Genomic DNA, 10,895 nt, shown 5'->3' with positions numbered 1-10,895 from the left:
AACTTTGCCGTCTACTTCTTCGGGTTCAACCTGCTTTACTTCCCAATGTTCCTCGCCTGGGAAACCCCGCGACGGGTCTTCAACTACGGCGAAGGAATGCAGGTCTACCACCAGATGGCGACCGTCGGCGCGTTCATCCTCGCGCTGTCGATCGCGATCATGTTCATCACGTTCGCACACAGCTACGTGTTCGGACCGAAAGCACCCAACAACCCGTGGAAGTTCTCTCGAACGGCCGAGTGGGCGATTCCGTCGCCACCACCGCTCGACAACTGGAGCGGACGCCCATCGTACGCGAGCGGGAAACTCGAGTTCGTCGACGACGCCGCGAAGGCGACCGACGGCGGCGTCACGGCGGAAACCGCCGTCGCCCAGCAGGAAGAAGAACACGCAGATCACGCGAGCATCTGGCCGTTCGGCATCGGTCTCGGTCTGTTCGTTTCGTTCCTCGGCGTGAGCGGTCTGACGCCGTTCGTGTTCAACTTCATGGAGACGGCGGTCAACTCCGGTAACGCCCATATCACAGGTGGACTACCGACCGGACCTGCTGCCGAGCCGAATATGCTATTCCCGGCGTTGACCGTCCTCGGAGTGTTAATTCTCGGGGTATCCCTGTTCAAGTTCGGCGTCGAGAACTTCAACGCACCCGAGATGGCCATCGCCGAACGATGGCCATTCGGCGGCGTCGACAACACCAAGATGGGCGTCTGGGTGTTCCTCGCATCCGACGTCGTCGTCTTCGGTGCCATCATTGGTGCGTACGTGTTCATGCGAATCCACATGGGCTGGACGAACTGGGAGACGATTCCGTTCGCCACCTGGCCGGGACTGTTGAACACCTACGTGTTGATCACCTCGAGTTTCACCGTGATTCTCGCGCTCGTGATGGCCGAACGCCAGAACAAGAAAGGCCTTCTCGCGACCCTCGGGGCGACGATACTGCTTGGATTCGTGTTCATGGGCGTGAAAGGCTACGAGTACAGCGTGAAGTTCAGCCAGGGAGACTACTGGTTCTCCGGGCTCGAGTACTCGCTGTACTACGTGACGACGGGTATGCACGCACTTCACGTGATCCTCGGCCTGCTCGTCGCAGGCTTTATGATCTACCGAGTGCTCTCCGTCGACGCCTATCTCGAGGACTCCAGACCGGTGGAGTACTTCGGCCTCTACTGGCACTTCGTCGATATCGTGTGGGTCCTCCTGTTCCCACTGTTCTACCTGCTGTAGGCAGTATCAGTTCCTGTTTTGCGGTTTCTTTTCGAATTCAAGTTCTTTGGGAGTGTCCCGTGAGACGTTCGTCTCTCGAGGTACGTCTCGGCCGCGAAAACGATATGAGGAAGGTATAAGTGCCTCTCTCCCCCACTCATCTATCAATGGCGTCTATACGGACCTACTCGATCATCTACGTCGCATTGCTCCTCCTAGGCACTGCGCAGTTCGCGCTGTTCGAAGTCGACCTGATCGAATTCGGCTACTGGACGGCACTGACCGGCGTGTTGCTGTTCTCGGTCGCCAAAATACTCCTGGTTGCTGGATACTTCCAGCACCTCATCGAAGAACCGCGATCGATCACGTACATGATGGTGTCCGCACTGTTCATGGTGCTTTTGCTCACCATCGCTGCGGGATTCTCGATCCAGTAATCCGATCGACCGGTTCGTCGTTTCGTCCGAAGCGCCCGAGGCTCTTCTCGATGTTCGATTTGTATCCTCTCTTCCGTTACGGTAGCCGGTAGGTGTTTCTCTCATTTCACCCGGTACTGTGGCTCGTTACCGCGAATATCTCGTGCTAGCCCAGCGACGGCATCTCACATACGCCACCGGTCACGAATTTGCTCGCGATAGAAGTAGTGGGTTGGGGCAGATTTGAACAACGTCAAGACATGCTCGCTTCGGTGCGCGTGACTTGCCTCGTTCAAATCTGCACAACGTAACGAATTTGCTGCTCGCGTAGTTGCTCGCAGCAAAATTAGTGGGTTGGGGCAGATTTGAACCACGATCGTTCCACTACGCTCCACTCCCTGATTCAAATCTCCCGTAACAATTTCTCGGCGACGAGCGCCTCGCTTCGCTCACGGCTTCGCCGTTCGCGATCGTGGCGCGACGCGCCACGCACCGCTCGTCGCGTTGTGTCGCTGAGAAATGGGTTGGGGCAGATTTGAACTGCCGACTTCCTCCGTGTGAAGGAGGTATCATAACCGGACTAGATCACCAACCCGCAGCCGTGTGTATCCGTGCGTTCGACTTAAGACTTCCTTTCAGTCATCGACAGCGAGGCGCTCGAGAATCCGCCATCGACCGCACTGCGCCGCGATCTCAGTCTCGAGGGACGGCCAACCTCGGAGGATGCCCTTCTTCGAACGTAGCTGTTGGTGATCTCCTCGGAGAGAACACGCTCACAGTTAGAAGCAGGGTCACTCCGAATCGTGTTGGAAGAAGCGGTTATGTTCCGGACATGGTCAACACAATTTAGATCTTCGTCTCCAAAGAATTAACTTATTACTACTTGTCCTCACAGACATGAAAAACAGACTACTATTCGGTGGCCTGGGAACCATCCAGGTACTAGTAGGATGTGTATTCGTATGGGCGAGTCGAGGACTACTCTATATAATATAACAAAGACTATTAATTAGTTTTGGTTTTTAATAATAATGCTGAAGCGCGTGAACGGCCGTCTCAGAGGATGTAACCGCGGAAAATCTCTTCTATGACACGACAGTTTTTGTAGTATCCGGCCGAAACGCCGGTGATGAAGGTGATCAAGGATAGCGTCCACGACCACATCCAGATCGAGGGCGTCGCTCGAGAGCTGATCGACACGCCCCAGATGCAACGGCTCCGACGGATCAGACAGCTCGGAACCGTGTCGCTGGTCTATCCGTCGGCGAATCACACCCGATTCGAGCACAGCCTCGGCGTCTATCACCTCGCGTGTCAGGCCCTCGAGCAACTCGGCGTGGACGGGCCACTGGCCAAGCGCGTTCAGGCCGCGGCGCTCTTGCACGACGTCGGCCACGGTCCGTTCAGTCACAACCTCGAGTCGGTGACTCACCGCCGGACGGGCCGATACCACGACGATGTCCACGACCTGCTGTCAGAGGGCGCGGTCGGGGACGTCCTCCGAGCGCACGACCTCGACCCGGCGGCGGTCGCGGATCTCGTCGCCGGCGACGGACGATTCGGCCAGCTGATCTCGGGCGAACTCGACGTGGATCGGATGGACTACCTCGTCCGAGACGCCCACCACACGGGCGTCCCGTACGGGACAATCGATCACGGACGCCTCGTTCGCGAACTCGCCTTCGTCGACGGCGAACTCGTCCTCGCCGAGGGAAACGTCCAGACGGCAGAGAGCCTCCTCGTCGCGCGGGCGCTCATGAACCCGACCGTCTACAGCCACAGCGTCGCCCGGATCAGCAAGGCGATGCTCAGACGAGCGGGCGAACGGCTCATCGAGCGGACCGAGACCGATGCGGCGACGCTCCAGCGCATGGACGACCACGATCTGGTCGCCGCGCTGCGCTCGAGTCCCGAGACGGCGGCGTACGCCCGCAGACTCGACAATCGCGCCCTCTACAAGCGCGCCGTCTGGGCGGAAATCGACGACGTGCCCGGCGGGATCATCGAGGCCGATCACGAGACGATTCGCGAGTTCGAACGCGACATCGCCGCCGAGGCCGGCGTCGACGCTGACGCGGTGATTCTGGACGTACCGGGTCGGCCATCGATGACGGAGTCGACCTCTCGAGTGATGGTAAACGGCGAGGTACGATCGTTGGGCCAGCAGTCGCCGCTCGTCGACGCCCTGCGCGGGGCCCAGTACTCACAGTGGCGACTCGGCGTCTACTCGCCTGCGGACTCGAGCGTACGGGTCGGTCGTGCGGCCCTCGACGTTCTCGGACTGGACATCGACGGGCCGCTAGTCAGTGACGTTCGGGATGGGCTGTACACGACCTTAGATCAGTTCGGCGGCGACTCGAGCGCCTAGGAACCGTCGGTGGTGATCTCGATCCGCAGGTCGTCGCCGTCGGCCAGTGTGTATTCGGCCGGGTCGACCTCCTCGCCGTCGACGAAACTCGAGATTTCGGTTCCGGCCTCGCTCTCGTCGTACGTCGTGCCGTCGATCGTGAGTCGACGAGTCCCGTCCTCCTGCGTGTACTCGAACGCCGGAAGCAAGTCGAGGCCCTCCGCGATCGTCACGCGACTCTCGCCCTCCATGTACCACTTGTCGTCGCCCTCGTGGAGGTGAAAGGAGAGCGACTCGTCGTCGACGTTCTCGGACTGGAACTTGTCCTGCGAGAGGTCGAACTCGGAGCCGTCGATCAGCAGTTCGATATCGCCGGTCTCCCTGATTCGGTCCGAACCCCGATTGCCGCGGCCTCCCCCCCTGTTCAGGCAACCGGCGAGCGAAATCGCCACGGATCCAGCGAGCACGGCCCGTCTGTTCATATCGATTCGTAGCGGTTCGGCGGCCAAAAGATGTCCGTTCCAGCCCTCCCAGTACCGGATTCCAGACAACAGGTCACGCCCGACCACCAGCGAACGGTTCAAGGGGGTGACAACGAAAGGGGGAGTATGGAACGTACGGGCACGATTCTTCGGGGGCGGGAGTTCGAACCCGTCGAAGGACGACTCGTCGTCGGCAGCGACGGCCGTATCGACCGAATCGAAGAAGAACGCGTCGAGAGCGACGACGTCATCGTCCCCGCGTTCGTCAACGCACACACCCACATCGGCGACTCGATCGCCAAGGAGGCCGGCGGCGGCCTCTCGCTCGAGGAACTCGTCGCGCCTCCGGACGGGCTGAAACACCGCCTATTGCGCGAGGCATCGCGAAACGAACTCGTCTCCGCGATGAGCCAGTCGCTCCAGTACATGGAGCGTGCGGGCACGGCGGCCTGTCTCGACTTCCGCGAAGGAGGCGTCGAGGGCGTCGAAATGTTGCGCGAGGCGGCCGCCGGAAAGGACATCGAGGCGCTGGCGATGGCCCGCGGCTCGATCGAGGCGATGGAGGCTGGCGACGGGTTCGGGGCCAGCGGCGCGAACGACGACGTCTTCGACCGCGAGCGCAGGGCGACCCGAAACGCGGGCAAGCCCTTCGGCATCCACGCCGGCGAGGTCGACGAGAGCGACATCAACCCGGCGCTCGACCTCGATCCGGACTTTCTCGTCCACGTCGTCCATCCGCAACCGCTTCACCTAGAGCGGATCGAAGACAGCGAGGTGCCGATCGCCATCTGTCCCCGCTCGAACCTCGTCACGGGCGTCGGGCTGCCGCCCGTCTCGGACCTCCTCGAGCGCACGACCGTCGCGCTCGGGACCGACAACGTGATGCTCAACTCGCCGTCGATGTTCCGCGAGATGGCAATGCTCTCGAAGCTCACCGACGTCCCGGCCGAGGATATCCTCCGAATGGCCACGGTCAACGGCGCTGAAATAGCCGATCTCGAGTACGGCGTGCTCGAGCCAGGAAAGAAGGGCAAATTCATCGTCTTCGACGGCGACTCGAGAAACCTCAGTGGTGCCAGAGACCCCGTCCGGGCAATCGTTCGGCGCGCGAGCGTCGACGATATTCGAGAAGTGGTATTTTCGAACTGAGGAGGTGGACGCGCCGTCTCAGAGCCGCCCGGATCGAATCCGTTCTTCGGCCGCCTCGAGCGCTTCATCTCGATCGAACTCCTCGACGATCGCCCGGAGGGTCGATTCCCCCTCACCCTCGAGGTCTCGGGCGTGTTCGGTCATGTTCGGCACGGCGCGAATGATGTTGTCGACGATCGGAATTTCGGCGACCTGCGGTGACCGCGACAGCGGGTTGAGGTCGATGACGATCTCGGTCTTGCCCATTGCCTCGAGCGCTTCCGCCCGGTCGCCGTCCTCTAAGGGCACCACGACGACGTCCGCCGCGTAAATTCCGTCCGCGTCGACCTTCGCGCGCTTGTGGTCCAAATTCGGGATTCGAGCGTCCGCCTCGATTCCCTTGACGTCCGCTGCCCCGTGCTCGGCGAGGTGCTCGACGATGGCGTCGATCCGCTCGGGCGTCCGGTTGAAGAGGTTGACCTCGAGATCGGCGTCGACGGCGTCGGCGAGCTCGACCATCTCTCCGGGAACGAGAGCGGCGACGTTCCCGTTGATCGAGAGCACCGGCTTGTCCGCGAGCAGCAATCGTGCGGCGGCCGCGCGCTCGGCGGCCGCGGCGCTCGGAATCGTCTCCTCGCCCAAGAGGTAATCGAAGGCGCTCCCGCGGCCTTCGGCGTGCATTCCCTGCAGGTGTGTAATCCCTTTCTCCACGCCGGCCTCGATCCGGTGGCGCGTAAGGAGGTCCTGATACCGCGGGTGGTCCTCGGGAATCTCCTCTTCGTGGTCGACCTCGGCGGGGACGGTCTCGTGATCGCTCACGACTCGTCGCTCGCGTTCTCCGATAAAAAGCCGACCGATTCTCGAGGCGTTCGCCTCCCTGACTAACAGCTTCGACTCGTCGTTGACGAAATCACGCAAGAAGTGACGGCGTTATCGGAGGACCGCACCCGCCGGGTACGTCTCGCACGCGTCGGGTTCGTAGCCGGCGTCCGAGAGCCCGGTTCCGAGCGCGAACACCGTGTCGCCAAGCATCGCCATCGACGCCCGCCCGTCTACCTCGGCGACATCCTCGAGCGCGTCGCGAACGGCCGGGGTGAGTAATTCCGCCTCGCGAGCGAACCCGCTCGAGGCCTCGAGGAACGTCTCGAGGGTCGGTTCGTCGACGACGCGTTCGAGCGCCCGCTCGCCCGCGGCCGACAGCACCTCCGTATCGCCCGACAGCACCTCGCGGTCGAAAGCTGTCCGAACGAGACGTACTCGACGCGGGATCGCGCCGGAATCCCGTCCAGTTCGTTCAACGCCGGCCCGCCCGGCTCGAGGCGGATCGGGACGCCGCCGCGAGCCTGTGCGACGACGTCGCCGAGGCCGGTTCCGGCTCGCACTTCCGCGACGTGGGCGATCGTCACCAGTTCGTTTCGCGAGCGTCGACAGTCGAAGACCTGATTGGCCGCGAGCGCGGTTCCGAGCGCCATCGCGCCCGAGACACCGAACCCAGAACCGAGGGGTATCTCCGCTCGAGCCTCGACGCGAGCGGACACCCCGAGGGACTCGAGGACGCCCGTCACGGGTTCGACGTCGATCTCGCGGCCGTCGAGGACCACGACGGATTCCGCGGCCGGACTCACCGTCACCTCGACGCCGTCGGACAGGGTGAGCCCCGCGCCTCGAGAGCCGGCCCTGGTCGGGTCCTCGTTCGGATGTGCGCTAAAAAATCCCGTAATGTGGCCCGGGACGAACGCCGTCGCTTCCTCGCGCATTGGCGATCCTTGCGACTGGGGGGAGTATAACGTTGCGGATTCGAATTACACCGCAGCTGTCGGCCGGTTTTCTATTATCACGCGTTCTGTGTTTTCGATTGCTTCCCCGGACGGTTCGCGACGGTCACGGTGACGAGTCTGGCCTCGATCCGTCGAAGCGTTTGCCCGACTGCACTCGCAGAACAATCCAATTTCAGTGCAATATCCTCGTAGGTCGCCTCTCGAGGGACTTCGTAGTACCCGCATTCGTAGGCCGTGGACAAGACCTCGCGCTGTCGGGCGGTGAGTTCGTACAACTGCTGGCTGGCGGTGTGATCGTATTCTGAGACCGTCTCGACGGTGAGGTCGGCGAGGTCACGGGTCTCGGCGACGAGTTGCTGGACATCCTCGGACGGCCCCGCGACCGTCACCTGCAGGGACGATCGCATCGGATCGACGAATTCCATCGGATATCGTATAAATACCGCGTGATTCCGATGCGGTTCGAGAATCGCGCGATTGAACTCGGTTGGCCGATAGCGAAGTTGTACCATCGCCGCCCGATTGGTGTGATTGATTTCACAGTGTACCAACCGCGGTAGGTCCTCATCGAAGGATCGCCGAATTGCCGACACCTCGCCCGTCACCTCGAGAAACGCTGTTATCGTCCCGTCCGTTAAAATATCTACTTCGTGGATCGACTCGAGTGTCACCCCGTTCTCCCGAAACCGACGTTGCGTCGGGTCGAAATACGCCCTCTGTGGGGTGACAACATACGTCACTCGCTTCATAGGGCGGCACACAATTACCAATGGTAAAAACATTCCGTCCCGAATTGACAGACAAACGACTGTGACCGTACTGGAGGCCGGTACGTTCCGGCCCGGATATAAATGAGTTCGTTCCTGAAGAACCGACTCTTTGTTCGCGTCTACCGACAGTTTGCCCGCAATATGGCAGATAATAACAGCCACAGTACGGACAGCAATGGGTCGGCACTTGAAACGTCAGAGCAGCAGCTGTCAGCCGAGACAGAATTAACGGCGACGACACGACGAGGGATTCTCGCAGCGACCAGCGTGACACTCGCAGGCGTTACGGGATTGTCCGCAACGACGCTGACGGCGACGGCAGCACCCTGGGATATCGAACGTATCGAAATTGACGACGGGTTGTTGGGGTGGAGTGCCGATGGCAGCCTCCCTGTCACGGACGAATTGTTCGTCTTCATCCACGGTTGGTTCGGCGATTCGACCGCACGGAGTCAGGCTGACGACGTGCTTGGATCTATCGAATCGGGTGGGTTCTCTCCGGACGAAAGCGTCGTTCTCGAATGGCCCGCGAGCACGGTCAACTACTTCGGCGCGGAACGGGACACGGAGGACGTCGGCGAAGTTGCCGCTGGCCTCGCAGCGGAGTTCTACGATAACGGCGGCGGAAGCATCCGCCTCGTCGGTCACTCTCTGGGCGGGCGGTGTGTCCTGTGGACTGCGGACAAACTCGGTTCCGGCTACGAGCTTGAAACCGTCGCTTCGCTCGGCGCAGCCGCCGACGGATCGGCGGTCTGTGGCTCCCCGTGGAACGACGGTCTCGCCAACACCTGTGAGGTCCGCAACTACCACTCCGAGAACGACTCGACTGTCGGCGGTGCGTACGGCGGACTCGGTGACACGGCGCTCGGAAACGAAGGCGCGGGCTGTTCCCCGGCCGACAACTATACTGACATCGACGTAACGGCCAGCGTCGGCGGTCACCTCGAGTTCCTCGGCGACGAAGCTGTCGGCTCCGATCTCGCAGATGCGATCAACAGCGGGAGTTGTACGGACAACGACGATGACGATGACGACGACGGGTGGTGGTAACCGCCGGTCTTCCGGACAGTTACCTCGAAAAACGAACCGCGATCGACGAAACCGACCTCGCGTACGTCGACAGGCGCTGCCTGTCCGGCGTCTTCGTCGGGGACTCAGACGCTGACGATCTCGAGGAAACGCACTCGCGCTACGCGCTCGTAGTTTCCACGCGCTCTCAGAGACTTTCGCCTTACGGGCTCAGTCGCTGACGATCACGCGGGAATAACGCAGGATCTCCGATCCTGCGAACTCCCCCTCGACAGTTGCGCCGTCGCCTACGGCGACAGGCGCTGTCTGTCTCGCGGGAACAGAACGGCCTCTCGAATGTTCTCGAGGCCGAGAATCGTCATCACGAGTCGCTCGCCGCCCAGACCGAAGCCAGCGTGGGGCGGCATGCCGTACTTGAACATCTTCGTGTAGTACTCGAACTGGTCGGGGTCGAGTCCCTGCTGTTCGAAGCCTTCGATGAGCTTCTCGTGTCGGTGTTCGCGCTGGCCGCCCGAGACGAGTTCCATCCGCGGGTGCATCAGATCGAAGCCGGTCGAGAGCTGTTCGTCGTCGTCGTGATCCTTGATGTAGAACGGCTTGATCTCGCTCGGCCAGTCGGTGATGAAGTAGTGGCCGCCGACGTCTGCGCCGAGGGCCTCCTCGGCCGCCGTCGAGAGGTCGTCGCCCCAGACGAGCTGTTCGTCCAGCTCGCCCGTAGCGTTGATGCGTTCGATGGCGTCCTCGTAGCTGATGCGCGGGAACGCTTCGTCCGGCACCTCGAACTCCTCCTCGAGGCCGAGCGCCTCGAGTTCGTCCTGACAGTTCGCCGAAATCGCCTCGTAGGCTGCGGTGACGACGCCTTCGACGACGTCCATCGCGTCGTTCTGGTCGCAGAACGCGCCCTCGAAGTCGATCGAGGTCGCTTCGTTCAGGTGCCGCGGCGTGTTGTGCTCTTCGGCGCGGAAGATCGGGCCGATCTCGAAGACCCGCTCGATGTTCGAACCGGCGATGAGCTGTTTGAACAGCTGCGGCGACTGGTTCATGAAGGCCTCCTCGCCGAAGTAGGTGATCGGGAATAGCTCCGTCCCGCCCTCGGTCCCCGTCGCGACGATCTTCGGCGTGGTGATCTCCGTCGAGTCGAACTCGCGGAACTGCTCGCGAACGGCCCGGAGAATCTCCGCGCGGATCTCGAAGACGGCCTGTACCTCCTCCTTGCGGAGGTCGAGGGTTCGGTTGTCGAGTCGGGTCGACATCTCGGCGTCGACTTTCCCCGAGGGATCGAGTGGCAGTTCCGGATCCGCGGCCGAGACGACCTCGAGCGATTCGGGCGTCACTTCGACGCCCGTCGGCGCGCGCGGTTCTTCCTCGACGGTGCCGGAGACTTTTACGACGCTCTCTCGAGCGACGCCGAGTCCCGTCTCGACGAGGTCCTCGTCCATCTCGTCTTTCTCGAACTTGATCTGGATCTTCCCGGTCGCGTCGCGGAGGATCAGGAAGGCGATACCGCCGAGGTCTCGGATCTCGTGGACCCACCCGGAGACGGTGACGTCGTCGCCCGGCTCGGCGTCGGCAGTGTAGGTTCTGTCCTGCATACCCACCGATTCTCGGAGCCGCAACTTAAGCGCCATCGTTCGCACTCGCGGCCGATTCGACCGCGGGGGTCGAGACGACTCGAGTTGGCAGCGACCGCTCGGCGGTTGCGGGGCAGGCCGCCGTCTTTCCACCCACCACACAGCCTT

At 61.9% G+C, this 10,895-nt stretch carries 10 protein-coding genes, 1 tRNA gene and 1 pseudogene; 6 read left to right on the top strand and 6 right to left on the bottom strand.

Annotated features, from left to right (window positions below; genetic code table 11):
- Positions 1–1,227: cytochrome c oxidase subunit 3 (locus EL22_RS01760; protein WP_197075821.1), on the top strand; the 1,227-nt coding region annotated here is incomplete at its 5' end.
- A gap of 146 nt (positions 1,228–1,373) precedes the next feature.
- Positions 1,374–1,643: a cytochrome C oxidase subunit IV family protein gene (locus EL22_RS01755; RefSeq protein ID WP_050049869.1), complete on the top strand. Its 270-nt coding sequence runs from the start codon at positions 1,374–1,376 to the stop codon at positions 1,641–1,643.
- Between the two features lie 499 nt (positions 1,644–2,142).
- Here the strand turns inward: EL22_RS01755 and EL22_RS01750 are convergent.
- A tRNA-Val gene (locus tag EL22_RS01750) sits at positions 2,143–2,217 on the bottom strand.
- A 534-nt stretch (positions 2,218–2,751) separates the two neighbouring features.
- Here EL22_RS01750 and EL22_RS01745 point away from each other — a divergent pair.
- Complete coding sequence (locus EL22_RS01745) at positions 2,752–3,990, top strand: HD domain-containing protein (RefSeq protein WP_050049868.1); 1,239 nt, start codon at positions 2,752–2,754, stop codon at positions 3,988–3,990.
- Here EL22_RS01745 and EL22_RS01740 read toward each other — a convergent pair.
- Positions 3,987–4,451: a hypothetical protein gene (locus EL22_RS01740; protein WP_050049867.1), complete on the bottom strand. Its 465-nt coding sequence runs from the start codon at positions 4,449–4,451 to the stop codon at positions 3,987–3,989. The genes EL22_RS01745 and EL22_RS01740 overlap by 4 nt on opposite strands.
- A 126-nt stretch (positions 4,452–4,577) precedes the next feature.
- Here EL22_RS01740 and EL22_RS01735 point away from each other — a divergent pair, with 126 nt between their 5' ends.
- A complete protein-coding gene (locus tag EL22_RS01735; RefSeq protein WP_050049866.1) occupies positions 4,578–5,600 on the top strand; it encodes an amidohydrolase family protein in 1,023 nt (340 codons plus the stop codon).
- Positions 5,601–5,618: 18 nt separating this feature from the next.
- Here EL22_RS01735 and EL22_RS01730 read toward each other — a convergent pair whose 3' ends face one another.
- The 3 genes and pseudogenes from EL22_RS01730 to EL22_RS18370 form a co-directional block, all read right to left on the bottom strand.
- Positions 5,619–6,398, bottom strand: coding sequence for a 4-phosphopantoate--beta-alanine ligase (locus EL22_RS01730; protein ID WP_050049882.1), 780 nt, complete (start codon positions 6,396–6,398; stop codon positions 5,619–5,621).
- A 111-nt stretch (positions 6,399–6,509) separates the two neighbouring features.
- Positions 6,510–7,336 (bottom strand): annotated as a pseudogene (locus tag EL22_RS01725) (pantoate kinase).
- A 77-nt stretch (positions 7,337–7,413) separates the two neighbouring features.
- The gene (locus EL22_RS18370; RefSeq protein WP_231587860.1) at positions 7,414–7,782 is read right to left on the bottom strand and encodes a helix-turn-helix domain-containing protein; all 369 of its coding nucleotides are present in this window, start codon (positions 7,780–7,782) and stop codon (positions 7,414–7,416) included.
- 486 nt (positions 7,783–8,268) lie between these two features.
- On the opposite strand from EL22_RS18370, the gene EL22_RS01715 reads away from it, so the two are divergent.
- Both EL22_RS01715 and EL22_RS01710 read left to right on the top strand, forming a co-directional pair.
- Positions 8,269–9,177, top strand: a complete 909-nt coding sequence (locus tag EL22_RS01715) for a hypothetical protein (RefSeq protein WP_050049881.1) — start codon at positions 8,269–8,271, stop codon at positions 9,175–9,177.
- Complete coding sequence (locus EL22_RS01710; RefSeq protein WP_050049864.1) at positions 9,171–9,377, top strand: hypothetical protein; 207 nt, start codon at positions 9,171–9,173, stop codon at positions 9,375–9,377. Before EL22_RS01715 ends, EL22_RS01710 begins: the two co-directional genes overlap by 7 nt.
- Before the next feature lie 66 nt (positions 9,378–9,443).
- Here the strand turns inward: EL22_RS01710 and aspS are convergent, their stop codons facing one another.
- Positions 9,444–10,748: an aspartate--tRNA(Asn) ligase gene (gene aspS, locus EL22_RS01705; protein ID WP_050049863.1), complete on the bottom strand. Its 1,305-nt coding sequence runs from the start codon at positions 10,746–10,748 to the stop codon at positions 9,444–9,446.
- Positions 10,749–10,895 lie beyond the last annotated feature (147 nt).

It is taken from the genome of Halostagnicola sp. A56, assembly GCF_000691505.1.
Classification (GTDB): Archaea; Halobacteriota; Halobacteria; order Halobacteriales; family Natrialbaceae; genus Halostagnicola.
This window is presented reverse-complemented; position numbering and strand designations above follow the sequence as displayed.